24 protein-coding genes are annotated in these 24,351 nt (G+C 58.4%); 8 read left to right on the forward strand and 16 right to left on the reverse strand.

The window, feature by feature from the left end; all coding sequences use genetic code 11:
- Positions 1-73: 73 nt before the first annotated feature.
- Together AK821_RS19235 and AK821_RS19240 are read right to left on the reverse strand one after the other, a co-directional pair.
- Positions 74-1,822 carry a phosphoethanolamine transferase CptA gene (locus AK821_RS19235; protein ID WP_064391121.1) on the reverse strand — a complete coding sequence of 583 codons (1,749 nt, stop codon included), beginning with the start codon at positions 1,820-1,822 and terminating at the stop codon, positions 74-76.
- Between the two features lie 199 nt (positions 1,823-2,021).
- On the reverse strand, positions 2,022-2,204 hold the full coding sequence (locus AK821_RS19240; protein WP_064391122.1) for a DUF6026 family protein: 183 nt from the start codon (positions 2,202-2,204) through the stop codon (positions 2,022-2,024).
- 273 nt (positions 2,205-2,477) lie between these two features.
- On the opposite strand from AK821_RS19240, the gene gnd reads away from it, so the two are divergent.
- From gnd to AK821_RS19255, 3 genes are read left to right on the forward strand one after another with little or no spacing between them, the layout of a single operon-like run.
- Positions 2,478-3,458 carry a phosphogluconate dehydrogenase (NAD(+)-dependent, decarboxylating) gene (gene gnd / locus AK821_RS19245; protein WP_008082539.1) on the forward strand — a complete coding sequence of 327 codons (981 nt, stop codon included), beginning with the start codon at positions 2,478-2,480 and terminating at the stop codon, positions 3,456-3,458.
- On the forward strand, positions 3,455-4,978 hold the full coding sequence (gene zwf, locus AK821_RS19250; RefSeq protein ID WP_064391123.1) for a glucose-6-phosphate dehydrogenase: 1,524 nt from the start codon (positions 3,455-3,457) through the stop codon (positions 4,976-4,978). The genes gnd and zwf overlap by 4 nt, the downstream gene beginning before the upstream one ends.
- Complete coding sequence (locus AK821_RS19255) at positions 4,975-5,796, forward strand: Cof-type HAD-IIB family hydrolase (protein WP_064391124.1); 822 nt, start codon at positions 4,975-4,977, stop codon at positions 5,794-5,796. Before zwf ends, AK821_RS19255 begins: the two co-directional genes overlap by 4 nt.
- Before the next feature lie 124 nt (positions 5,797-5,920).
- On the opposite strand, the gene nhaB is transcribed toward AK821_RS19255, so the two are convergent.
- The 3 genes from nhaB to AK821_RS19270 all read right to left on the reverse strand — a co-directional run bounded on the left by nhaB (position 5,921) and on the right by AK821_RS19270 (position 9,336).
- The gene (nhaB, locus tag AK821_RS19260; protein WP_064391125.1) at positions 5,921-7,423 is read right to left on the reverse strand and encodes a sodium/proton antiporter NhaB; all 1,503 of its coding nucleotides are present in this window, start codon (positions 7,421-7,423) and stop codon (positions 5,921-5,923) included.
- 74 nt (positions 7,424-7,497) lie between these two features.
- Positions 7,498-8,787: a hypothetical protein gene (locus tag AK821_RS19265; protein WP_064391126.1), complete on the reverse strand. Its 1,290-nt coding sequence runs from the start codon at positions 8,785-8,787 to the stop codon at positions 7,498-7,500.
- A gap of 282 nt (positions 8,788-9,069) precedes the next feature.
- A complete protein-coding gene (locus AK821_RS19270) occupies positions 9,070-9,336 on the reverse strand; it encodes a hypothetical protein (protein ID WP_064391127.1) in 267 nt (88 codons plus the stop codon).
- A gap of 355 nt (positions 9,337-9,691) precedes the next feature.
- Between AK821_RS19270 and AK821_RS19275 the strand changes: the two genes are divergently transcribed.
- The gene (locus AK821_RS19275) at positions 9,692-11,017 is read left to right on the forward strand and encodes a sigma-54 dependent transcriptional regulator (RefSeq protein WP_064391128.1); all 1,326 of its coding nucleotides are present in this window, start codon (positions 9,692-9,694) and stop codon (positions 11,015-11,017) included.
- A 104-nt stretch (positions 11,018-11,121) separates the two neighbouring features.
- Here the strand turns inward: AK821_RS19275 and AK821_RS19280 are convergent, their stop codons facing one another.
- The 9 genes from AK821_RS19280 to AK821_RS19320 form a co-directional block, all read right to left on the reverse strand.
- A complete protein-coding gene (locus AK821_RS19280) occupies positions 11,122-12,438 on the reverse strand; it encodes a hypothetical protein (protein ID WP_064391129.1) in 1,317 nt (438 codons plus the stop codon).
- A gap of 45 nt (positions 12,439-12,483) precedes the next feature.
- On the reverse strand, positions 12,484-13,230 hold the full coding sequence (locus AK821_RS19285; protein WP_064391130.1) for a hypothetical protein: 747 nt from the start codon (positions 13,228-13,230) through the stop codon (positions 12,484-12,486).
- A gap of 43 nt (positions 13,231-13,273) precedes the next feature.
- A complete protein-coding gene (locus tag AK821_RS19290) occupies positions 13,274-13,954 on the reverse strand; it encodes a C39 family peptidase (RefSeq protein ID WP_064391131.1) in 681 nt (226 codons plus the stop codon).
- A 63-nt stretch (positions 13,955-14,017) separates the two neighbouring features.
- Positions 14,018-15,007, reverse strand: a complete 990-nt coding sequence (locus tag AK821_RS19295) for a hypothetical protein (protein ID WP_064391132.1) — start codon at positions 15,005-15,007, stop codon at positions 14,018-14,020.
- 73 nt (positions 15,008-15,080) lie between these two features.
- Positions 15,081-15,656: a hypothetical protein gene (locus tag AK821_RS19300; protein ID WP_064391133.1), complete on the reverse strand. Its 576-nt coding sequence runs from the start codon at positions 15,654-15,656 to the stop codon at positions 15,081-15,083.
- Position 15,657: 1 nt separating this feature from the next.
- Positions 15,658-16,107, reverse strand: coding sequence for a hypothetical protein (locus AK821_RS19305; RefSeq protein WP_064391134.1), 450 nt, complete (start codon positions 16,105-16,107; stop codon positions 15,658-15,660).
- A 357-nt stretch (positions 16,108-16,464) separates the two neighbouring features.
- Complete coding sequence (locus AK821_RS19310; protein ID WP_064391172.1) at positions 16,465-16,989, reverse strand: AAA family ATPase; 525 nt, start codon at positions 16,987-16,989, stop codon at positions 16,465-16,467.
- Entirely contained in the window at positions 16,986-17,549 is a 564-nt protein-coding gene (gene pnuC / locus AK821_RS19315; RefSeq protein ID WP_064391135.1) for a nicotinamide riboside transporter PnuC, read from the reverse strand. Before pnuC ends, AK821_RS19310 begins: the two co-directional genes overlap by 4 nt.
- A 150-nt stretch (positions 17,550-17,699) precedes the next feature.
- The gene (locus AK821_RS19320) at positions 17,700-19,334 is read right to left on the reverse strand and encodes a methyl-accepting chemotaxis protein (protein WP_064391136.1); all 1,635 of its coding nucleotides are present in this window, start codon (positions 19,332-19,334) and stop codon (positions 17,700-17,702) included.
- A 304-nt stretch (positions 19,335-19,638) separates the two neighbouring features.
- Between AK821_RS19320 and AK821_RS19325 the strand changes: the two genes are divergently transcribed.
- Positions 19,639-20,469 (forward strand): undecaprenyl-diphosphate phosphatase, encoded by an 831-nt coding sequence (locus AK821_RS19325; RefSeq protein WP_064391137.1) that lies wholly within the window; start codon positions 19,639-19,641, stop codon positions 20,467-20,469.
- A complete protein-coding gene (locus AK821_RS19330; RefSeq protein ID WP_064391138.1) occupies positions 20,466-20,897 on the forward strand; it encodes a DUF1294 domain-containing protein in 432 nt (143 codons plus the stop codon). The genes AK821_RS19325 and AK821_RS19330 overlap by 4 nt, the downstream gene beginning before the upstream one ends.
- 118 nt (positions 20,898-21,015) lie before the next feature.
- On the opposite strand, the gene AK821_RS19335 is transcribed toward AK821_RS19330, so the two are convergent.
- Entirely contained in the window at positions 21,016-21,375 is a 360-nt protein-coding gene (locus tag AK821_RS19335) for an MmcQ/YjbR family DNA-binding protein (protein ID WP_064391139.1), read from the reverse strand.
- Positions 21,372-22,280, reverse strand: coding sequence for a LysR substrate-binding domain-containing protein (locus tag AK821_RS19340; RefSeq protein WP_064391140.1), 909 nt, complete (start codon positions 22,278-22,280; stop codon positions 21,372-21,374). The genes AK821_RS19335 and AK821_RS19340 overlap by 4 nt, the downstream gene beginning before the upstream one ends.
- Positions 22,281-22,408: 128 nt before the next feature.
- Here AK821_RS19340 and AK821_RS19345 point away from each other — a divergent pair, with 128 nt between their 5' ends.
- Both AK821_RS19345 and AK821_RS19350 read left to right on the forward strand, forming a co-directional pair.
- A complete protein-coding gene (locus tag AK821_RS19345; protein WP_064391141.1) occupies positions 22,409-23,020 on the forward strand; it encodes an FMN-dependent NADH-azoreductase in 612 nt (203 codons plus the stop codon).
- A gap of 236 nt (positions 23,021-23,256) precedes the next feature.
- Complete coding sequence (locus AK821_RS19350) at positions 23,257-24,294, forward strand: alpha/beta hydrolase family protein (protein WP_064391142.1); 1,038 nt, start codon at positions 23,257-23,259, stop codon at positions 24,292-24,294.
- The last annotated feature ends 57 nt before the right edge of the window (positions 24,295-24,351 follow it).

Genomic DNA, 24,351 nt, shown 5'->3' on the forward strand with positions numbered 1-24,351 from the left:
CGTACTTGCTGGGCGCTGCCGCAGATCAGGGGGTGTGCAATAAAAAGGGGCCGATGTCTGGCCCCTTTTGTGTTTACTGCTCGGTAGCCTCTGCTATGGACGTATCGGGCTGTTTCGGCTTCATCAGACTGAAGTCGATCAGCGGCCGCTGTTGGCGTTCGTAAGGATTGCCGATCATCAGCGGACGCGGCTTGAAGCTGTCACTGACCAGGCTGCGGCTGCGATCCAGCTCGTCAGCGCTCAATCCGGCCAGATCCGCCCAGGTATGGATGAACTGGGAGCTGCTGTACGGCCGGCTCAAATCCCCGGCGAAGTTCCAGTCATGATTCTCGCGCCATTTCGGCGACGCCCAGGCCATGAACGGAATGGTGTACATCGGCGCGGTCGGTTTGTTTTCGTTGCGCCCCAGGGTGTTGTGGCCGACCGAGTCGAAGACGTCTTCACCGTGGTCGGAGAGGTACAGCAGGAAGCCGTTCGGATCGGCTTTGGCGTAATCCTTGATCAGGCTCGACACCACGAAGTCGTTGTACAGCACGGCATTGTCGTAGCTGTTGTAAGTCGGCACCTGGTCGTCGCGCACACCGGCTGGCACACCGTTGCGATCCTGGAACTTGTCGAAGCTCGGCGGATAACGATATTGATAGCTCATGTGTGTACCCAGCAAGTGCACCACGATCAGCTTGCGCGGCGCCGCATCGGCCAGCGCCTTGTTGAACGGCTCGATCACGTCGCCGTCGTACTGGGCGGCATTCTGGTTGCGGTTGTTGTTCAGGTACACCTGCTCGTCCGCCTGCTCCGAGAAGGTCGTGAGCATGGTGTTGCGCTTGGTCATGGTCTGCTGGTTGGTGATCCAGAACGTCTTGTAGCCGGCTTGTTTCATCACGCTGACCAACGACGGGGTCGACAGGTACAGGTCGGGATTTTCTTCGTCGGCGAACGTCAGCACCTGCTGCAACGCCTCGATCGTGTAAGGGCGTGGCGTGATGACGTTGTCAAACACCGCCAACTGGTCTTTGAGCTTGTCCAGTTCTGGCGTGGTTTTACGCGGGTAGCCATAGAGGCTCATGCGCTGACGATTGGTCGACTCACCGACGACCAGCACCAGCGTTGCCGGCTGATTGGCCGTTGCGTCCTTGAGGTTTTTCAGCGGCGCGATCTTGCTCGCGTTGTGCAGCATGCCCTGCATGTCGGCGAGGGTTTCCTGATAGCGATGATAGGCCACTGCCATCTGCCACGGTACCGCCGGTTCGATACGGGTTTCGAATTTCTCGAAACCTTCGGCGAAGCTGCCGGTGCGCAGGGTTTGCTTGATCAGCGGGTAACCGACAACGGCGACCACGATGGCCGTCGCCGCCACCAACGCACGGCCACGGGGCAGGTACACCGGGCGCAGACGGGTCCACAGGAAATAGGCGAACAGGGTATGGGCGAGGAACGCCGGAACCATCCACCAGGCAAAGTACTGGGTCATGTACTCGCCGGCTTCGGACACGTTCGACTCGAACATGATGAAGATCACGCTCTGAGAGAACTCCTGCTGATAGATGAAGAAGTAACCCAGGCTGGCCATGGAGCAGGCCCAAAGCACGACGCCGATCACCGCGGCGAGCAGTTTGGTGCGCTTGGGAAACAGCAGCATCGGTGCCAGCCAGATGGCGCTCATCACGAATGCCTGCCGGAACCCGGTGAAGCCGGAGGTACCGGTGAGCTGGATCAGCAGTTGGGTAATACCCGAGAAGTACCAGAAGAAAACGAACAGCCAGAGAAAACCGGCCCAGTCGAAACCTGTCGCAGTCGTTTTGCTGCGTTTGAACAATGCCATTCAGCACTCCAGCTCGATCGTCACAACCACCGCCGGAAAGCTTCCATGAAACCGACGAACGGAGGCCGAACGCGTACGCCCGGCCAGAATGCGCCGGAGTATCGCCAAGCTAATGTGAAAACTTTGTTAGTTGCAGATTACACAAAGGGCTGGATCATGTCGGGAACGACACAGGTCGCTCCCGAAGCAGGCGGGGAGATCAGGCGTGCGGGTGGCGCTGGACAACCGGCAGAGGTTTGGGCTGAGCGCCCTGAGTCAACGCGCGCAGTTGCGCCAGCTCCTGCTTGAGTTGGTCACGCTCGTCTTTCAACTGGCGCAATTCATCGCGACGGATTGTCACGTACAGGGTTTGTGGCGGCATTGCTGTGTGTACTGTGCCCATTGCTCACCTCGCAAATGGCGTGCATCAACTGTAAGTCGCTGCCGTTTTTGGCTGCTGACTTACTATCGGCGCCAATTTTGATTTCTTTTGCCTGTGAATGGAACTTTTTTATTTTTCATGGTCGGTGTGTCTTCGCCACGTTTCGGGGCGTTATCAGTCTGATTCGGGCACAATGCACGGAAACTTCATCGCAACGCTCTGGACTAACCTCCATCAGTCGCGTTGGGCTATAACCCATGACACACATTTATTTGTAGTAAGGAGCATCAGCACATGCAACTCGGGATTATTGGACTGGGCCGCATGGGCGGCAATATTGCGCGACGTCTGATGCTCAACGGTCACACCACCGTTGTTTACGACCGCAATACCGCTTTCATCGATAACCTGGTCGCCGAGGGCTCCACGGGCGTCGCAGACCTGCCAGCACTGGTTGCCGGTCTGGCCAAACCGCGTGCGGTCTGGGTCATGCTGCCGGCCGGCGCGCCGACCGAAGACACCATCAACACCCTGAGCACACTGCTTGAAGCCGGCGACACCATCATCGACGGCGGCAACACCAACTATAAGGATGATATTCGCCGGGCCAAGACCCTGAACGAGAAGGGCCTGCACTACATCGACGTCGGCACCTCCGGCGGCGTCTGGGGCCTGGAGCGCGGCTATTGCATGATGATCGGCGGCGACGCTGAAACCGTGCAGCGCCTCGACCCGCTGTTCGCCGCACTGGCGCCGGGCATGGGTGACATCCCGCGTACCAAGGATCGCAAGTCCGATGACCACCGTGCCGAGCACGGTTACATCCATGCCGGTCCTGCCGGTGCCGGGCACTTCGTGAAGATGATTCACAACGGCATCGAGTACGGCATGATGGCTGCGTTCGCCGAGGGCTTCGATATCCTCAAGACCAAATCCAGCGAGCGCCTGCCGGAAGATCAGCGTTTCGATCTGAACGTCGCCGATATCGCTGAAGTCTGGCGTCGCGGCAGCGTCGTTTCCTCGTGGTTGCTCGACCTGACTGCCGACGCACTGGCCAGCGATCCGAAGCTCGACGGCTTCTCCGGTTCGGTTGCCGACAGCGGCGAGGGTCAATGGACCATCGAAGCGGCCATGGAGCAAGCGGTGCCGGTACCGGTGCTGTCGAACTCGCTGTTCTCGCGCTACCGCTCGCGCGGTCAGGGCACCTTTGGCGACAAGATCCTTTCGGCCCAGCGCTTCGGCTTCGGCGGCCACGTGGAGACACCGAAGAAATGACCCATACGATCCGCAGGAAATCCAAGGCAGAACCCGCACCACCGACCACGCTGTTCCTGTTCGGTGCCCACGGCGACCTGGTCAAGCGCTTGCTGATGCCGGCGCTGTACAACCTCAGTCGCGACGGCTTGCTTGACGAAAACCTGCGGATCGTGGGCGTTGACCACAACGCCATTACCGATGAGGCCTTCGCGCAGAAGCTCGAAGACTTCATCCGTACCGAAGTGGCGGCGAAAGTCGGCAAGGGCGATCAGATGCTGGATCCGGCCTTGTGGGCCAAGCTCGCCAGAGGTATCAGCTACGTCCAGGGCGACTTTCTGGACGACAGCACCTATTCAGCCCTGGCGGCGAAAATCGCCGACAGCGGCACCGGTAATGCGGTGTTCTACCTGGCCACCGCGCCGCGTTTCTTCAGTGAAGTGGTGCGCCGACTCGGCAGCGCCGGTTTGCTTGAAGAGAATCCAGAAGCGTTCAGAAGGGTAGTGATCGAGAAGCCGTTCGGCTCCGATCTGCACACTGCCGAAGCGTTGAACGCCTGTTTGCTCAAGGTGATGTCCGAGAAGCAGATCTATCGGATCGACCATTACCTGGGCAAGGAAACCGTGCAGAACATTCTGGTCAGCCGGTTCTCCAACAGCCTGTTCGAAGCGTTCTGGAACAACCATTACATCGACCACGTGCAGATCACCGCCGCCGAAACCGTCGGTGTCGAAACCCGTGGCAGTTTTTACGAACACACCGGCGCCCTGCGAGACATGGTGCCCAATCACCTGTTCCAGTTGCTCGCCATGGTTGCCATGGAACCGCCGGCCGCATTCGGCGCCGATGCGGTGCGCGGTGAGAAGGCCAAGGTCGTCGGTGCGATCCGCCCGTGGACGACTGAAGAGGCGCGGGCCAACTCGGTACGTGGCCAGTACAGCGCCGGCGAAGTCGATGGCAAGGCGTTGAACGGCTACCGCCAGGAGCCCAACGTATCCCCTGACAGCACCACGGAAACCTACGTGGCGCTGAAGGTGATGATCGACAACTGGCGCTGGGTTGGCGTGCCGTTCTACCTGCGCACCGGCAAGCGCATGAGCGTGCGCGACACCGAGATCGTCATCTGCTTCAAACCGGCACCGTACGCGCAGTTCCGTGATACCGAAGTCGATGAGTTGCAGCCGACCTACCTGCGCATCCAGATCCAGCCGAACGAAGGCATGTGGTTCGACTTGCTGGCAAAGCGGCCGGGGCCGGCGCTGAACATGGCCAACATCGAGTTGGGTTTTGCCTACAAAGACTTTTTCGAGATGCAGCCATCGACCGGCTACGAAACGCTGATCTATGACTGCCTGACCGGCGACCAGACGCTGTTCCAGCGCGCCGACAATATCGAGAACGGCTGGCGCGCCGTTCAGCCGTTCCTCGACGCCTGGCAGCAGGATGCGAGCGTGCAAGCTTACGCCGCCGGTAACGACGGCCCGCAAGCCGCCGAAGATCTGCTGACTCGCGATGGCCGCGTCTGGCACGGCCTCGGATGAGTGATTTGTCGAAACAACCTGTCCGTTTTCTGCTCAGTGACATGGACGGCACGCTGTTGCTGCCGGATCACTCGCTGAGTCAGCGCACTATTGATGCGGTGCGTTCGTTGCGCGAAGCCGGCGTGTTATTCAGCCTCGCCACCGGGCGGCCACCGAAAGCCATGTTGCAGCAGATCGAAGCCTTGGGTGTTGATCTGCCGACGGCGGCGTTCAACGGTGGCTCCATCGTTAACCCGGATGGCAGTTTGCTGGTCGCGCATTACTTGCCGGCCACCACGGCGTTGATTGCGCTGGCGACGTTTGCCGATCAGCCTGATGTCGAAATCTGGGTATTCAGCGGCGGCGACTGGTTGCTCAAGGATCCGCACGGGCCGATGGTGCCGCGCGAACAGCATGGCCTCGGTTATCCGCCGGTGGTGGTCGAGAGTTTCGAGCCGTATCTGGAGCACATTGACAAGATCGTTGCGACCAGTAACAACACCGAGCTGTTGATTGAATTGGAGGCGCGCTTGCTGCCGAAGGTCAACGGCATGGCGCAAGTCTCGCGCTCGCAACCGGTGTATCTCGACGTGACGGCACTGGAGGCTAACAAGGGCACGGCGCTGGCGACCTTGGCCGAGCACTTGGGGGTGCCGCTGGAACAGACCGCCGCAATCGGCGACGGCGGCAACGACCCGGCGATGTTCCATTGCGCCGGACTGTCGATCGCCATGGGCCAGGCCGAAGAGGCGGTAAAGCGTCAGGCCGACGTGGTCACCGCCCCCAATACCGAAGACGGCGTCGCCCAAGCGATCGAAAAATACATCCTCCCTCACTGACTCCACCCAAAACCAAATGCAGGAGTGAGCCTGCTCGCGATAGCAATTTATCAGTCACCATTTCTTGGGCTGACACACCGCTATCGCGAGCAGGCTCACTCCTACAGTTTTTACGCGGTATTGGTCAGAGCCAGTAACTTACTGCATACCAGCCCAGCAATCCCATCACGACGGTGTACGGCAACGCCATCCACACCATCCGCCCGTACGACAAGCGCACCAGCGGTGCAATCGCCGACGTCAGCAGGAACAGAAACGCCGCCTGACCATTCGGCGTGGCTACGCTCGGCAGGTTGGTGCCGGTGTTGATTGCGATCGCCAAGGTCTCGAAATGCTCACGGCTCATGTGCCCGGCGAGGAATGCCTGCTTCACTTCGGTGATGTAAATGGTTGCGACGAACACGTTGTCGCTGATTGCCGACAACAAGCCGTTGGCAATGAACAGCATGCCTGGTTGTTGCTCCACCGGCAGCGCCAGCACCCATTGAATCAGCGGCGCAAACAACTGTTGATCGTGAATCACCGCCACCACCGCAAAAAACACCACCAGCAACGCTGTAAACGGCATAGCGTCCTTGAAGGCACTGCCCAGACGATGCTCATCGGTGATGCCGGTAAATGCGGTGATCAAAACAATCACCATCAGACCGATCAGACCGACTTCAGCAATGTGAAAGGCCAGGCAGCCGATCAGGATCAATGCCGCTGCACCTTGCACCAGCAGCGCAGCGCGTTGGCGCGGTGTACGCTCGGCGTCGTCTTCAGCGGCGTAGTTGGCCAGCACGGCACGCACGTTATCCGGCAGCAGCGTGCCGTAACCGAACCAGCGCAATTTCTCCAGCAACACACAGGTCACCAGGCCAGCTGCCAGCACCGGCATCGACACCGGTGCGACTTTCTGGAAGAACTCGGCGAAATGCCAACCCATTTCATGGCCGATCAGCAGGTTCTGCGGCTCGCCGACGAGTGTGCAGACACCGCCCAATGCCGTGCCGACGGCACCGTGCATCAGCAGGCTGCGCAGGAACGCGCGGAACTGTTCCAGATCGTTGTGATGCAGTTTGGGCAGGTTCTGGTCGTCGCCAAACTCACTGTCCTGACGCGGGTCATTGCCCGACGCCACCCGATGGTAGACCGAGTAAAAACCGACAGCGGCGCTGATAATGACCGCCGTCACCGTTAGTGCATCGAGGAATGCCGAGAGGAATGCCGAAAGAAAACAGAACATCAGCGATAACATCGCTTTGGAGCGCACGCCCAACAACAGGCGCGAAAACAGATATAGCAGCAGATCCTTCATGAAGTAGATGCCCGCCACCATGAACATCAGCAGCAGGATCACCGGAAAATTGTGCAGCAACTCATCGTAAAGAGCCTGCGGCGTGGTCATCTTCAGCAGCAGTGCTTCGATCAACAACAAGCCGCCGGGCATCAATGGATAGCACTTGAGCGCCATCGCCAGGGTGAAGATGAATTCGATGACCAGCAACCAGCCAGCCGCGACGGGGCCAACCGTGAACAGGACCAGTGCATTGAGGATCAGAAAACCGACGATGGTCGCCTTGTACCAGCGCGGCGATTGACCGAGAAAGTTGTGCGCAAACGCCTGGGCCATTGAACCGGACATCGGTTGCTCCTTGTCTTTTAGAAGCGCGCAAGTTGCCGGATGCGTTGCCGAAGATCAAGTACAGTCCGTGTTTTTCAATCGTTAAGGTATCGCGCCACCATTGCCCGATAGTTGCCATCCAGCGAGTAGCCGCCCACGAGGATCGCATCATCCGCTTGCACGGCCAGTGAATTGGCCATGTCCAGGCTGCGACCCAAACGCGTACGCAGCCAGCCGTTGCCATCACCGAACGTTTGATCGAGGTGGCCGTCAGGTAAAAAACGCGCGACTACGAAGTCTGCCTCGAACCCGCCAATCGTCGCACCGACGGCGATAATCCGGCCGTCTTGCATGCGCTGGGCGGCATTCCACTGGCAACCGCTATGGCCGATGTCCAGCAGTTGCGGCAGGCCTGAGTTGCAATGTAGCTGCGCACGACCGTTACGATGCAGGTTCAGGGTCATGCAGCGAATCGGATCACGGCTGCTGCCGAAGCAGTGAAGATGCTCCGCCGACTCAACCACCTGATTGACCAGCGCGCCGTGTCCGTGGGCTGTGAAGGCCATGAAGCCATCGATAGCGAAGGTTTCGTCGAGCCGGCCATCCGCCAGGTAGCGCGCAAGCAGACCTTCCTGAGGGAAGCTCATTGAACCACCGACCAAAATCCGTCCGTCCTGTTGCAACGACAGACTGCTCAGCCAGGTGTTGAGGAGCAGATGACGAACCATGACAAAACCGCGACCGTTGAAAGTCTTGTCGAGTTGGCCATTGCCTGTGAGGCGAATCAGCATGCCCGCGTGGTCGGCGCATTCGAAGTGATGATTGGCAACCAACAGGATATGGCCGTCGTCCTGCACCGCCATGTCACACGCTTCGGCGCCCGGAATGCCCGGTGGCAGCCACTCGTCGAGTGTGCCCATCGACAGGTCGCCGGGCAGGCGTACCACCAGATAACCGTTATCGCCGAAATCCGGGTCCGGGCAACCCCGATCATCGAAAAGGGCAAGGCCGGGCAGGGTGCAATGGTCGGTCTCGTAGTGCAGGCCAGCCAGCAGAATTCTGCCGTCGGGCAGCAGCTGGACTTTGCCGGCCATGCTGCCGAACCCGGATGAAAACATGCCGATGACGCTACCCTGCCGACCGAAGCTCAAATCTGCCGAGCCGTCTGCAAGCAAGCGCGCCAGCCCGAAACAGCTACCGTTCCGGGTTTTGACTTTCGCTGCGACCAGCACACGACCTTGCCGATCAACCGCGACACCGTGGGTCATGCTGGAAAGACTGTCGGCAAAATACACTTGAGCGATACCATTGCCGGCAAAAGCAGGGTCCAGTTGGCCGGCCTGGTTTATTCGCTCCAATCGGGTGCAAGAGCTCTGGGTCGACATGCACGCGTCTCCTTGCGAGTAGACCAATACCCTGGATTGGGAGGTTTACTGCATGAGCGGAACATTCAATCCCTGAAGCGGAAGAAGTACAACTGTTAGAACTAACAGGCGGAGGGTCAGACTGTGCCAGAACAGTGTCTTTTTGTACCAATAGCAAGTGTGCCAAGCAGTCGCGCCGAAAGCGCACGCTGAAAGTTGTACAAAAGTAAGCAGTGGGTAAATAGATAGTGCAACTAAGAAAACACGGGCGGATGACTCGAGGTCATCCGCATTGTTCCGGTATTAGTGCGGCATCGACCACGATTGCAACAGATGGCCTTCTTTGCTCAACTCGGCGCGAGCTTGTTGCAGCAGTTGCTCCAGTTGTGCCGGATCGGAATAGGCACTGCTTGGAATCTGCTTGCGACCAATGTGCGAGTTGGTGCGGTCGACGACGGTCAGGCTCAATTCGCCGTTGCCGTCTTGTGGCGCCCAAGCCACACATTGAAAGGGTTTGAAGGCGTGGTTGGCAATCAAAAGAGCTTCGTTGATACGGAGCGGGGCGGTCATGGGATCGTCTCTCTATAGTGCCCAATCAAATGATCTGCCGTCGGTTGGGCTTACCGTTCGGCTGGTTACTTGTACTGATGCACGCAACCCCGGGGCGGGTCACACTCGAAACAAAGAAATTTCAACTTTCTTACAAACGCCTGGCTCACAGACGGGCTTTGAAAGCTTGTTGAAAGCTTTTCCGTAATGAAATAGTCGATAGCTAACTAACAACCGGGCTTCTTATAACGCGTTTGTTTGTACACCTATAAGCAATTGATACAAGGCGCTGTCAAAATCTTGCTAATGTTACAGTCGGGTCTGCCAAATGACTGTTTTTACAATCATTTCTAATATTTGGCGCCAAGGAACAGTCATGAGCGAAGCGCCTGCGTTAAGACGTTTATTGGTGGTCGACCCGTGCGACGACTGTCACCGCTTATTGCCCGGTTTGCGCGCGATAGGCTGGGATGTCGACAGTTGTACGCTGGAAAATGCCACCGACCGCAGCTGCGATGTCGGCTTGCTGCGTTTGCAACCTTTTCACCTGGAACGGCCCGAAGCGGTCAAGGAACTGATCAGTCGCAGCGGCACGGAATGGATCGCTGTACTGAATCAGGAAGTGCTGCGCTTGCAGAACGTTGGCGACTTCGTCTGCGAATGGTTTTTCGATTTCCATACCCTGCCGTTCGACGTGTCGCGGGTGCAAGTTACCCTCGGCCGGGCATTCGGCATGGCCCGCCTGCGCGGGCAGGGCACGATTCACGTCGACCAGCCCGAACATGAATTGCTCGGCGACAGCAAACCGATCCGCGAACTGCGCAAATTGCTCAGCAAGCTGGCACCGACTGAATCGCCGGTATTGATCCGTGGCGAAAGCGGCACGGGTAAAGAGCTGGTCGCGCGCACCCTGCATCGGCAATCGCAGCGTCACAGCAAACCGTTTGTGGCGATCAATTGCGGGGCAATTCCCGAACACTTGATCCAGTCCGAGCTGTTCGGTCACGAAAAAGGTGCGTTTACCGGCGCGCATCAGCGCAAGGTCGGCCGTATCGAAGCGGCCAACGGCGGCACGTTGTTCCTTGATGAAATTGGCGACCTGCCGCTGGAACTGCAGGCCAATCTGCTGCGTTTTCTTCAGGAAAAACACATTGAGCGCGTCGGTGGCAGTCAGCCGATTCCGGTAGATGTACGCGTGTTGGCAGCGACCCACGTCGATCTTGAGTCGGCGATCGAGAAGAAGCGCTTCCGCGAGGATTTGTACTACCGGCTCAATGTTCTGCAAGTGGTCACTGCACCTTTACGTGAACGGCACGGTGACTTGTCGATGCTGGCCAACCACTTTTCGCATTTCTACAGCCACGAAACCGGTCGACGTCCGCGCAGCTTCAGTGAAGATGCGCTGATTGCGATGGGTAAACACGATTGGCCGGGCAACGTGCGCGAACTGGCTAACCGCGTGCGGCGCGGCCTTGTGCTGGCTGAAGGGCGGCAGATCGAGGCCCGCGATTTAGGGTTGATCAGCCAGCATTCGATCGCGACACCGATGGGCACGCTGGAAGATTACAAAACCCGTGCTGAACGCCAGGCACTGTGCGATGTGTTGAACCGGCATAGCGACAATCTGAGCATTGCCGCGAAGGTGCTTGGCGTTTCCCGCCCCACGTTCTATCGCCTGTTACATAAACATCAGATTCGCTAGTTGGCTGAAGATCAAAAGATCGCAGCCTTCGGCAGCTCCTACCGGGATTACCAACATCCGATGTAGGAGCTGCCGCAGGCTGCGATCTTTTGCTGTTGCGCTGCTTAGAAGTAGTACGGGAATTTCAGGCTGAAGGAAAAATCCGGAGCATCGTCGGTCATGCCGATCGACAGGTTGGGTACGATGGTCAGGTTGTCGGTGGCCGCAATGGTCATGCCGACGTTGAAGTAACCGGCGTTGGCGTCGCTGGACACCACCGATTCCCAGTCCCCGCCATCCTGTTTCAGCTTGCTCTTGCGTTGCACCAGGTCAGACACCGAGAACGACATACTCATCTTTTCGTTCAGTGCAAAGGCGATACCGGCGCCGATCTGGAAGCTGTCGCCGATCTTCACCTTGCCCGGGTTCTTCTGGTTGACGGTGGAGCTGATGTCGTCAAATGATTCCTCAAGGTTATGCGTGTAGGACAGGCTGCCGAACAACACGGCCGGGTCAAACGTCTTGACCAGCGAGATGCCGGGAGTGATCGACCAGACGCCATTGCCCGTCGGTAGCGTGTCAGGCACGAAGAGGTTGGAGTTGGCATCGGTCTGACGCAGTTTGATCCCGAACGGGTCCTTGCCGGTTGGCGCCTTGACCCGCAAGGTGACGACCGCATCCGGCGTGTTGACGGACTCGTCGAGGAACTTGTACGCAATACCGAAGTTGACGTCGCCAATGGTTGGATCCTTGGTGACGGTTTCCTCGGTGGTAACGCCTGCCGCGCCTTCGTTGCCGCCACCCGATTGATACGTCGACTCGCGATATACCACGGGCACGTTCAGGTCAAACTGCCAGCGATTGTCGAAGTTGTAGCGGCCCGTGAGGTCGAGGGTCCAGGTATCGGCCTTGATTCGGTCCAGGTTGATGTTGCCGAGGAAAATCGAATCCAGGGCCAGGAATCCGGTGAGAATCAGCTGACGGGTGTCGTAGCGCGAATAGGTGATGCCCGTTTCGACGCTGAACTTGCCCCCGCCAAAGAAACCGCTGGCTTCGTCGTAAAGGTTCGACACGCTCTGTGCCGGTTGTGAATCGTCGGCCAACGATTGACCGTAAGAAGCGCCACTGCCCCCAGCTGCGCCTCCCGATGCGGCGGCCGCGCCCGTGCCTGTGGCGGCCCCGCTGGCAACGCGATTTCCTTTCATGTCTGACGGCGATTTGGCCAGCCTTTTTGGCGGTGGGGCGGCCGGCTGTTCTTCCACTTGGCGGACCCTTTGTTCAAGTACCGCCAGTGCTTGTTGCTGTACTTCGTACCGTTGTTTCAGTTCCAGAAGTTCCCGTTTAAGGGCTTCTACGTCGGCATCGGGAGCTGCTTGCAGCATCGCCGCCGGGAGAAGGGTACTCAAACACACTGCAGCACGCAGTGATACTGATCGATACATGAATAAGCCGTCCCTTTAAGCCCAATGATCGAGACTCAGCGTAGTTCAATATCCGATATTGCGTAGGGCCCCGAGTTGGGTCAGGTTGCAGTCCAGTGCACCGGCGCTTCTGCCGTTATTGTTTAATACGACGTTGAGTTGCGTGAGGTTGTTGACCACGTTGGCACTGCCCAGCAAGCGAGTATTTTGCAGCAGGCCGCCCTGAGCGACTTGTTGCAGCGCTGTGCCTTGATTGCCGCTGGCCTGAATGGCCATCTGTACGCCGCCACTGTTGGCCGAAACCTGGACGCTGCCTGCGCCGTTGCTGCCGCTGATGGTTTGCCCGGCAACCAGCGCCTGGCCTTGCGACGGCAGCAGCGCCGGCGCCTGACTGGCTTCACTGACGTTGATCGCGACGTTGTTGCTCGCGGTGTTGCCATCGCCCGCCGCGCGCACGCTTTGCGTCACACCCTGCGTGCTATTGAGGCCGGCGCCACCGATCACGGTGCCGTTGCCCAGTGTGGGAACACTGCCATTGCCCGACTCCTTGATGGTCGAGACGTAGAATTCCGGTTTGACGGTAGACGCTTGGACCTGCATCGAGGTGGCAGCCCCGATCAAGTCGCCGCTGGCATTGCGCCAAGTGCTACTCATGACGATGCCGAAGCTGATAATCCGCCCCGGCATGACATAGCGACCACGCAGCTCTGCAAGCTCTTGGTCTTTGATTTCGATGGGTTTGAATCCGGCATGTGCAAAACCCGACGCACTCGCTGCCAGGCAGGCGGCGGCCAGCCAGTATGAGCTTTTCATCTGCTGCTCCCGGGACATCCAGTCCCACTCTCTAACTCGGCGATTAAAAGAAGTCGCTCTGAATGAACCCGAAATCCATCAATTCCGCATCTTTGACAGGGTTGAAACCATCCAGCTTGTTCTTTGCTGTCAGTGGCACCGGAGGACTGCGCAAAGCGTTAGCCTTGTCGTAACCAGGGCCTACGATGGCAAAGACAATGCCGTTCCAACCTTTGACAAAGTCATCGTGCTTGTAGCGTTTGTGGCCGAGAACCGGGTCTCCGATGTACACCCAATCCTTGTCTGAACGCTGCAGTACGACGAAATGCTTGTAGCCGCGAATGTCCATCAGGACCACCACCGGAATGGTCACCGCTTCGAGTTTCTCTGGCGGGATCCGGTAGCCTCGGGCACGCATGCCGATGCTTTCTACGTAGCGCTTCATGTCGAGCATGGAGAAGCCCTGGGTACGAACCAGGTCCTGGTCAGCGTTGACCAGCATGCCTTTGATGATGTGCTCCTCATCGACGTCGAGCCAGTAGGCTTGGCGCAGGACCGTTGCCAGTGCAGCAGCGCCGCAACTGAAATCGGTCTTTTGTTCGACGATGTCGGCAAACTTGCGCTCACGCAAGCTTTGCACGTCCTTGTAAACCAGCACGCCGCCGGGTAGGGCAGCCACTGGCATCTGCGCCGCCTGAGTCAGGCCACACAGACAAAGCAAAGCGAGGAGGGCGGGAGTTCGCATGATCGATACGCCTTGTGGAACCGAGGAAAAGCCCCGTTGCCGGGGCTTTCGTTTCGATCGCGATTACAGGCAGGCTCTGCAACCTGCGGCGATGGACAGCGAGTTGCTTTGTTGGTTGCCCACACCAGACGAGACGTTGGCTCCACCGTTGCCGGAGAAGTTGTTCATCGAGTTGGTCATGTTGGCATTGTTGACCACCGGCGCTTTCCAGCCGTCTTTGGTCATCACTTGCTGAGTGGTTACGCCAGCGAGGCCAAAGGTACCCACGGCTTCGAACTTGGCTTTCTGGTCATCGTTGCCACCATGGCCGCCGCCACGATTGCCGTAACCACCGTGATCATCGTCTTCGATGGTTGCGGTGCCTTTGGCCTTAAACACGCCAGCAGCAGCATATGTACCGGTGAGGGTGTCGGTTTTGTAGGTTTGCACGCCTTTGTTTTCTACCACCAGGCCAGTCGAGGACTGGTTGGCGGAAGCGGCGGCCTGAGCTACGCGGCCACCCGAAACGGCGATCGCCAGGTTGTTTTTCTGCTGGTTGAAGTTGCCCGCACTGACGTTGATGCCGATGTTGCCGGAACCATTGTTGCCTGCGTTGTTGAGGTTGGCATTGTTGAAGGTCGACGAGTTTTTCACGTAGTTGTTGTTGTTGACCTGAGTCGCGCTCGAGGCTGCAACAGCGTTACCGAAGATGAAGCTCTCGTCAGCAGTGGCCAATGCAGCAGCGTTGTCCTGCTGGTTGCCGTCGCCGGCTGCAACGTTGGCGCCCATGTTGCCGTTGGAACCGTTGAGCGAGTCACTGGCGTTAGCGTTGTTCAGCGTGCCCTGGTTTTTTACCACGTTGCCGTCACTGTCTTGCACATCAAGCACAGCGGCGCCGGCACCCGCAGTGATTTGCAGCAGTTGTTCCAGGGTTGGACCTTTAGGCTGGTTATTGCCGTGGCCGTTGCCGTGCCCATTACCATGATCGTCATCACGACCGCCTGCCTGTGCTGCGATTGCCATCACTGCTGCAAGTGCGAAAACCAGTGGTTTGAGAGCCATTGTAGGTTTCATGGTGTTTCTCCATCGTGCTTATTAGTTGGTTAAGTGTTGGTACTTTCTAATTGCACTGCTTTTGTTGTTTGGGTCAGTCAGCGACCCGGATGCTCAGGGTGTTAGCCATTCGGTTCCCCACCCCGGCACTCTGGTTCACCTGGATTACCCCGCGGCTGCCGGTGAAGGCCTGATCACTTGTCGTGACCTGGCGACTGCCGGGTGAGGTACCAGTTGCTCCTGAGCTCGGTAAAAACGCCACGTTCTGTTGCGAAAGGGCGCTGTCGTCAACGCTCTGCGGGGCAGCACTGATGCTGACGCGCGTCACGTTGGCCATCTGGTTGTTGGCCCCGGCGCCCTGGTTCACACCCAGGATCCCGTTGCCGTTACTGAAAGAGTTGCCGCCGATGTTGGCGCTGGCGTTGATCGAGCGACTGGCCGGCGTATCGATTTTCTGCATTACGCTGGTGTTGGCGTGGGATTCGGTGCCGATGGCAATCGCCTTGGTATTGGCCTGTTGCATCTGGTCACCAGCGGCCTGGTTGACGTTGAAGTTGCCGCGGTATTGCGCCCCGGAATCCTGAATGTTTGCGCTATTGATCGAGCTTGGGTCGGCAGCCATGGCGCTGGTGCAACCGAGCAGGGCGAGCAGAAGAAAAGTGCGATTCATCTTATTGGCCTCCGGCCATTCGGGTCAGAGGGGCAAGGCCGGTGCTCATGGCGCGGTTGACCGTATTGGAGATCGAGCCTCCCGCGCCGCCGCCACTGCCGGTTCTCATGCCAGGCAAGCCGTTGGTATTGGTCAGAGTGTTCATGCCGGGAAGGTTCGAGCTGGGCGTGGTCATGTTGCCGCGAATTGATGAGCCACTCGCGACACTGGCGAAGTCACCGTCACTGAGTTCGGTGCTGCTCAAGGTCTGATTGATGCGTGCCGACGGGTTGGCATTGACGGTGGTCGGGTAGGGGTCTTTGCCACCGTTGCGACCGATAGGAATAGGTTGAACGTCGCGATTGAGGACGATGACGCCATTACCTTCCGCCTGCACATTGAGGCTGATCAATGTGCTGGCTGCTGATCCGATCAGCAGGAGGCAGGTCATGCTCTTTTTGAAATTCCCCACGGCAGCAATTCCTTCTTCAGTGGGCTGGCCCTAGTCAGCGTTGTGAAGGAGAGAGCGAAAGCTGTGCCGCTTTTTAAATGTTTCGTGATTTCAAATGCTTACATGAATTGAACAAAGATTTGATACACGAACTGTTTCATTGTTGAAACACGCACAGTGACACCGACCTGTCTATTGGCTGAACAAAGCTCTGGAACGAGGGTTTGCGGCGATGTGTTTCAACTACGTAACAGGCCGACCGACAAAACGGTCAAGACTGTTGAAACGGCCACTTTGCCGTCAGGTGTGTGTTTCAGGAATGGACACATTTCCCCCAGAACAGGGGAAAACGGTGGGGCAGGAGCCTCTTGATCGGGGTTATTCGGCCAGCAGTTGCGCAACAGCTGCAAAAGCTTGCGCCTGGCGCCCGGCCCAATCGCCCTGAATGATTTGCACGGATTGGTGATGTTGCTCAAGCCAGGCGCGCGTGGCGTTGAAGAAGGCCAGACGCTGCTCCGGATCCGGCTGGCAGCGTTGACCGTCATCGGTCCAGTCGATGTGCTCCGGAGATAGCAGCAGGTGCAAGTCGTATTGGCGTGCCAACAGCTGGGGTTCGAGCCAGGCCGGGCAGGCACCGAACAGCGTCTGGCTCCACAAAATGTTGCTCAGCAGGTGCGTGTCGAGAATCAGCAGCGCCGGTCTTTGCGCACGAGCCTGATCTTCCCATTGCAACTGACCCCGGGCGATTTCGGGGATGTCTGCCAGGCAAGTGTCGCGCGGGTTCTGCTCAATGAACCAGCGCACGTATTCGTCCACCCGCACGCCGCCGAATTGTTGCTGAAGGCCCGCCGCCAGCCAGCTCTTGCCGGTGGATTCCGGCCCGGTAAGCACCACGACTTTCATGTGCGCAACGCCGGGTCGGCGCGCCATTCACGATAGCCTTGCACCGCGATCAAGGTGAACAGGCCGTACAAGGCTGCCGTCAGGTACAGATCCTTATAGATGAACAGCCCGACAAAGATCACATCGAGGACAAACCACAGCGCCCAGCACTGCAGACGTTTCTGCGCCATCCACAACTGTGCAACCAGGCTGAACGCCGTCAACGCTGCGTCGAGCCAAGGCTGCGCGGCATCCGTCCAGTGCGCCATGGCCGCGCCCAGCAGCAGGCTGGCGACAGCGCCGACGCTGAGCCCGATCAGAATTGAACGCTGATCGAGACGTGTGACCTGCCGCCCGTCGTGCATCGTCCCGGCCCGCGTCCACTGCCACCAGCCGTAGACCTGCAGCGCGGCGTAGATGACTTGCAGCAACATGTCGGAATACAGCTTCACTTCAAAGAAGATCCAGCTGTAGAGCAGGACCATGACCAGCCCGATCGGCCAGCACCATGGATTCTGTTTGACCGTCAGCCAGACGGCGATCACGCCGAGGGTGGCGGCAAACAGTTCAAGCCCGGACATGGAGGTTCCTTGGGGGGACATAAAGAAGGGAACGGATTGTACCCAAAAAACTGTAGGAGTGAGCCTGCTCGCGATAGCGCTCTATCAGCCAACATTAGTGTTGCTGACAAAACCGCTATCGCGAGCAGGCTCACTCCTACAAGGGGGAGGTCAGACGCGGAACTGGCGTAGCAGGCCGTTGAGTTGTTCGCTCAGTTGGCCGAGCTTCACGCTGGCGGCACTCGACTGTTCGGCCGCAATCGCCGTGCTGTGCGAGAGGCCCGCCGCCTGGGTAACGTTCTGATTGATGTCCTCGACCACATGCGCCTGTTGCAGCGTGGCGCTGGCAATCGACGCGTTCAGACCATTGAGGTTACGCAGCGCCTGGCCAATCGCATTCAAACTGGCACCGGCCAGCCCGGCTTGCTCGATGGTCAGTTGCGACGCCTTGCTGCTGTCGCCGATGACCTTCACGGCGGCTTCGGAATGGTTCTGCAGACGTTCGATCATCGACTGGATTTCCGCTGTCGACTTCTGCGTCCGCTGCGCCAACAAGCGCACTTCATCCGCCACCACGGCAAATCCGCGACCTTGCTCACCGGCCCGCGCCGCTTCGATCGCGGCGTTGAGCGCGAGCAGGTTGGTCTGCTCGGCAATCGAACGGATCACTTCCAGTACGCTGCCAATCTGAGTGCTTTCGGCCGCGAGGGTGCGAATCACCTCAACCGCTTGATCGATGGTCCCGGAAAGCTTGTCGATCTGTTGCAGGCTGCCGTCGATGTTGATCTGGCCTTGCTGCGCCTGCGCTTCGGCATCGCGCATTTCAGCGGCGGCATGCTCGGCGTTCTTCGCCACGTCCTGTACGCCGTAGGTCACCTCGTTGATCGCGGTGGCCACCAGTTCCATCTGCTGCGATTGCTGTTGGCTGCGTTGCTGCGCCTGCGAGGCGTCGCTGCCCAGCTCGGTGGACGATTGGCCCAGTGCGCTGGCCGAGACCTGCAAGTCCCCGATCACCCGGCGCAGTTTGGCGGTGAAAGCATTGAAGTGATGCGCCAGTTCGGTGACTTCATCCTTGCCGTGGGTATCGAGGCTACGCGTCAGGTCGCTTTCGCCGCTGGCGATGTTGGCCATCGCGTTCACGGTTTCCTGCAACGGACGCACGATGCTGCGGGCGATCAGGATGACCAGCAAGGCCATGATCATGGCAATCGCCAAGCCGATGATCGTGGCTTTGATCACCTGGCCCTTGAATTCCGCCTGCACATCGTCGACGTAAACGCCTGAGCCGATCACCCAGCCCCACGGTTCGAACAACTTGACGTACGAGGTCTTCGCCACCGGCTCACTGGCCCCGGGTTTTGGCCAACGGTAGTCGACCATGCCGGCGCCCTTGGCGCGGGCGATGGCGACCATTTCGTTGAACACCGCAAAACCATCCGGATCACGGATCGCCGAGAGGTTCTGGCCTTCGAGTTTGGGGTTGGTCGGGTGCATGACCATCACGGGCGTGAGGTCGTTGATCCAGAAATAGTCACTCTGGTCATAACGCAGTCCGCGAATCGCTGTCAGCGCCTGCTTCTGCGCCGCGTCTTTGGTTAAAGTGCCGGCGGTTTCGAGGTCGTGGTAATAGGTCAGCAGGCCGCTGGCGGTTTGCACCACATGCTGGGTTTTCTGCGCTTTGGCGTGATACAGGTCATCGTGGATCTGCTTGAGCATCAGTACGCCCAAGGTCAGCAACATGACCACCGCCACAATCAAAATGAGCCACAAGCGTCGGCTGATCGACACACTGCGCAAGCTGTTCATAACGCTGTCACTCCGGATTCTTGTTTTTGTAATAAACGATCGCCAGCATCCAACCACGTTTACGTGGGCGGGCATACGCGACCCAAGTCGTATAACGCAGCAGCGCTATTAAGGCTTGTCTGATAGGATTTCGGCCCCGCGCGTAAAAACCTGAATCCAAGTTGATATTTCACGGAATTTTGACTGTTTGGTCTGGATCCTGTGCGCGCGGAATCGGTACAGCATTTACCAGCTACGCTGATCGCAGTGAACGTAAAAAAATACTATCGGGGCATGCCGGCGCGCATCGCTCTTTGGGGGATTGATGGATCTTTGGACGGCCTTGCAGGCACTGATACTAGGAGTTGTAGAGGGGCTGACGGAGTTTTTGCCCATTTCCAGTACCGGACACCAGATCATTGTTGCCGACTTGCTCGACTTCGGTGGTGAGCGGGCCATGGCGTTCAACATCATCATCCAGCTCGGCGCGATCCTCGCGGTGGTCTGGGAATTTCGACGCAAGATCTTCGACGTGGTCATCGGCTTGCCGACTCAGCCCAGCGCACGGCGTTTCACTGCCAACCTGCTGATCGCCTTTCTGCCCGCCGTGGTGTTGGGCGTGATCTTTGCCGATCTGATTCACGAATACCTGTTCAATCCGATTACGGTGGCAGCGGCATTGGTTGTCGGCGGCGTCATCATGTTGTGGGCGGAAAAGCGTCAGCACGAGGTGCATGCCGAAACCGTTGACGAGATTACCTGGAAAGATGCATTGAAAGTCGGCTTCGCCCAGTGTCTGGCGATGATTCCCGGCACCTCGCGTTCCGGCTCGACCATCATTGGCGGCCTGCTGTTTGGTCTGTCACGTAAAACCGCCACGGAGTTTTCGTTCTTCCTGGCGATGCCGACGATGGTCGGCGCAGCGGTCTATTCGGGTTACAAGTATCGCGACCTGTTTGTACCGGCAGACTTCCCGGTCTTTGCCATCGGTTTCATCACGGCGTTCATCTTTGCGATGATCGCCGTGCGCGGCTTGCTGAAGTTTATTGCCAGCCATAGTTATGCGGCGTTCGCCTGGTATCGGATCGGTTTTGGCCTGCTGATTCTCGCGACCTGGCAGTTCGGCTGGGTGGACTGGGCGGCGGCCAAGCCATGAGTGATTCCCGCGCACGCCGGCCTGAAGGGCGACCTTCGGGCGGTGACAACATCCAGAACCTGAAACTGAAACTGGTCGTTCTGCTGATCGTCTGTGCGCTGCCATTGTTCGGCTCGCTGTCGATGTGGCTGCGCGGGATTTCGTGGGTGCCGTTGGCCGCTTATGGGGTCGTCAGTGTGCTGGCGTTCTTCATGTATTGGGCCGACAAGCGCAAGGCCCGCGCCGAGGCCTGGCGCACGCCGGAGAACATCCTCCACGCCGTGGAACTGGCCGGCGGCTGGCCCGGCGCGTTGATCGCCCAGCAGGTGTTCCGGCACAAGACGCGCAAGGTGTCGTTTCAGATTCTGTTCTGGGTGATTGTGCTGCTGCATCAGGTGTTCTGGATCGACCAGCTGTTTCTCGGCTCGAACCTGCTGGCGTTGTTCTAGTCGCCTGCACGAGTCCCTTTGTAGGAGCTGCCGAAGGCTGCGATCATTTGACTTTGATCTTCTAAAAAGCAAAATCAACAGATCGCAGCCTTCGGCAGCTCCTACACAGGGATCGGGTTTACAGCAATAAACCGATTTGGGTTTTCTTCGGCAATTTGCTCACCACCAACTGGTGCGATCGCTGCAACAACCCCTGCAATTCCTCGGCACCCAAAGGGTAGGGCGGGTGCATGATGATCCACTGCGCCCGTGCCAGATACGGCGCCGGGTGAATGCCCGGGCGGTCGCAATGACCGAGAAACAGATCCTTGTCGACCTTGAATGCCAGTGAATCGCCGCGCAGTCCCTGCAAGGCAAACATCTTGTTGCCGGCAATCGAAAACACCCGCACGCCGCCCCACTTGTAATCTTCTCGCGCCCCCGGCAATGCCAGGCAGAATTCAGCGACGTCCGCTTCGCTCATCTTTCCCTTCTTCATAACAACCGCTCCCCACAGGCATTGAACGATTCGACCAGGTGATCGATCCATGCGCGCACCGCCGGCATCACTCCGCGCCGATGCGGATACACCGCTTGCAACCAGCCGCCGGGGAGTGACCACTCGGGCAGCAATTGCACCAGCGTGCCGTTTTGCAGTTCCTCTTCGCAATACATCATCGGTAGCAAAGTAAAACCCTGACCGGCCAGTACACAGGCTTTGCGCACAATAAAGTCATCAATGCCCAGTCTTGCTTCCATGTTCAGCTCGAAGCTTTCGCCCTGTTGATCGAGCAAGCGCACATGCACCAGGCGATCTGCCTCAAGCGCGCCGAGCACCGGCAGATTTTTCAGGTCTTGCGGATGGTTGATCGATTGGCCCTGTACAAAATCCGGGCTGGCAACCACGACCATTTGCGCCTGACGCAGGCGTCGGGTGACCAGCAATGGGTCTTCATCACCGTGTTCGCGTACGCGCAGCGCAACATCAAAGCCTTCGCCGACCAGATCGACCCGGCGATTGAGCAATACGACTTCCAGTTGCACCTGAGGAAATTTGCCGAGGAACTCGCTGATGACCCACGGCAACATTTCCCGGGCCAGGCCGGTGGGGCAAGAGACGCGCAGTCGACCACGTGGCTCGCTGGACATGCTCGCGACCGCCTCATCAGCCATTTCCGCTTCCAGCAGCATCGCCTGGCAGTGACGCAGATAACGTTCCCCCACCGCCGTGAGGTTGAGTTGACGGGTGGTGCGTTGCAGCAAACGTGCCCCGAGGCGCTCTTCGAGTTCGGCAATGCGCCGTGACAAACGCGATTTGGGAATGCCCAGCAGACGCCCGGCGGCAGCAAAGCCACCGGCCTCGACGACTTTGGCGAAATAGTAGAGATCGTTGAGGTCTTGCATGAGTGAATCCAGACTGTTCTATCAATGGGACAAACTATCGCATTTCAGGCGGCTAATCATCCATTGGTTTCTTGCGTAGGATTGTCTCCATTCCATCGCCAACGGCGATTCCTTCCAGGAGATTCCACATGAAACTGCTGCATATCGATTCGAGCATTCTGGGCGACAACTCGGCTTCCCGTCAGTTGAGCAGCCAAGTCGTCAAAGCCTGGCAAGTCGCCGAGCCGAGCGCTGTGGTGACTTACCGTGACCTGGCCGCCGACGCCATCAGCCACTTCTCGTCGACCACCCTGGTCGCCGCTGGTACCACCGCTGAACTGCGCAACGCCGCACAACAGCACGAAGCCGAATTGAGCGCCTCGACGCTGGCCGAGTTCATTGCTGCCGACGCCGTCGTTATCGCTGCGCCGATGTACAACTTCACCGTGCCGACTCAACTTAAAGCGTGGATCGACCGCGTTGCCGTCGCCGGTCAAACCTTCCGTTACACCGAAGCCGGCCCTGAAGGTCTGTGCGGTGGCAAGAAAGTGGTGATCGTATCCACTGCTGGCGGCATTCACGCTGGTCAAGCGAGCGGCATCGCCCACGAAGAATATCTGAAGCTGGTTCTCGGTTTCCTCGGCATCACCGACATCGAGATCGTTCGCGCCGAAGGCCTGGCCTACGGTGATGAAGTGCGCAACAACGCCATGACTGCCGCCCAAGCGAAGATCAGCGAGCAACTGTTTGCCGCAGCGTAAGGCCTGCGCAAAGAACAGCTGAGGTTCAGGTAACACCCAAAAAACTCTGTATTCTGGTTCCGCAAGGGCCAAATACGGAGTTTTTTGTTTCTGGCTGTTACATAATCTGGCCCGGGTTATGCAATCACAGAATCAGCGTCTGAATGCATTGTCGTACCGAAACGCCGAATCCCCGGCATTTCAGGCCCGCAACGCAACGGATCTTTCGATTGAGTAACAACAGGGTGGGGCATCCCATGATGCGTCTTTGTGCAACGTTACTGATTTGCCTGCTCGGCAGCCTGAATTCAGTGCAAGCGGCGCCTGGACGTCATCCTGTGTGGAGCGTCGGTTATCACGAGATGACCTTCCTCGATCCACTGGACCTGCAACCCATGCGGGCCATCGCGTTCTATCCCTCCAGCGACCGTGAGCACATGAGCCTGCTTGAGGGCTATTCAGTGGAGGCCGGCGAAGACACCAAAGTCGCCATTGGCCGCTTTCCGATGCTGATGCTTTCCCACGGCAACACCGGCACGCCGCTGGCGCTGCACGATCTGGCGACGTCGCTGGCGCGCAAAGGTTTTGTCGTGGTGGCGGTGATTCACCCCGGTGACAACTCCAAAGACCACAGCCGGCTGGGCACCCTGAGTAATCTTTACGGGCGGCCGATCCAGATTTCCGAAGCGATTACCGCGACCCTGGGCGACCGCATGCTTGCGCCGTACGTCAACGCCAATCAGGTCGGTGTGATCGGTTATTCGGCGGGAGGCGAAACCGCGTTGATTCTATCCGGTGCGCAACCGGATCTGGATCGCCTGCGGCGTTATTGCCAGGAACGGCCGGACGACCATGACGCCTGCAACACCCAAGGGGAACTGATCGTCGATCGCGATGACCTGCAACCGGTGGCCGATCCGCGTGTCCACGCCTTGCTGTTGATGGCGCCGCTTAGCCTGAAATTCGGCCGTCATACCCTGGCCGATGTGCACGTGCCGGTGCTGCTCTATAGCGGCGATGGCGACAAACTGGTGGCCTTCGACAAGAACGCGGCGGCGCTGGCGCGCAAACTGCCAACAGCGCCGGATTTCAAATTACTGGCCGGGGCGGGGCACTTCGTCTTTATGGCGCCGTGTAATGAAGAGCAGATTCGCGCCATGCCGGCGTTGTGTACCGACGCTGATGGCGTGGATCGCGAGGACATTCACCGTAATCTGATCTCCGAGGCCGGACGGTTTTTCTCCCATGCGCTGGGCCAATCAACGCGTGCGGGTATGCAAACGGCGGATCAATAGATCAAAAGATCGCAGCCTTCGGCAGCTCCTGCAGGATGTACGCCATTCCCATGTAGG

This window comes from Pseudomonas sp. RIT-PI-r, from assembly GCF_001297015.1.
Lineage (GTDB): Bacteria > Pseudomonadota > Gammaproteobacteria > Pseudomonadales > Pseudomonadaceae > Aquipseudomonas.